2 protein-coding genes are annotated in these 639 nt (G+C 64.3%); one reads left to right on the top strand and one right to left on the bottom strand.

Annotated features, from left to right (window positions below; translation table 11 throughout):
* Positions 1-14 precede the first annotated feature (14 nt).
* On the bottom strand, positions 15-404 hold the full coding sequence (locus HA630_RS01005) for a hypothetical protein (protein WP_166832092.1): 390 nt from the start codon (positions 402-404) through the stop codon (positions 15-17).
* On the opposite strand from HA630_RS01005, the gene HA630_RS22445 reads away from it, so the two are divergent.
* Positions 403-639, top strand: a 237-nt coding sequence (locus tag HA630_RS22445) for a hypothetical protein (protein ID WP_208299898.1), incomplete at its 3' end; no start/stop codon positions are given. The two genes, HA630_RS01005 and HA630_RS22445, sit on opposite strands and share 2 nt — an antisense overlap.

Genomic DNA, 639 nt, shown 5'->3' with positions numbered 1-639 from the left:
TTGAAAGCCACCGTTCAGGGCTGGAAGGTGAAGTGCAGCGTGCCGTTGGGCCAGAGGTGCTGGTAGCGGTCGCCCACCCGTTGCACCAGGCCGCAACCGGCGTAGTCCCAGCGGCGCCATTCCAGGCACAGCGTGGAGCCTTCCACCCGCCACTTGCCCGAATCGGAGCTTCCCTTGTTGTTGCCGTAGAGCGTGCCGTTCTCGCGGAACTGCAGTTGCACCGGGCCCCACTGCACGTTGTCGGTGTGCAGGCGTTGGCCACTGACCAGCGCCACCAGCGCGGCGTTCTCCACCGGCACCGGCTCGGCGGGCGGGGTTTGGGCGGCGCTTAGGGCGGCGCCGGTCAGGGCCAGGACGGCCAGCGCGCGTCGGGCGGTCAGATGGCGGGTGGGCCAGGCGTTCATGAGCAAGCTCCAAACATCAGAGGGGTGGGTGCCGTGGCACGGCATCGGCTTCAGCATAGCCCGTTCCATGGGGTTGACCATCCCCTGTTTGGGGGAGTTGCGGTGTAGGAATTTGCCTGACACGCCACCGCCACTTGCCCGACACGCCGAACAGCCGTTTTCCGATTCAAGGTTTAAAGGGGGAATTTCACAATCCATTTCAACGAATCAACGTTTTTCGGGCTGTGTTAGCCGA

The organism is Aquabacterium sp. A08, from assembly GCF_011742065.1.
Note: the sequence above shows the minus strand (reverse complement) of the source record. Positions and strands in the feature narration are given on the sequence as shown.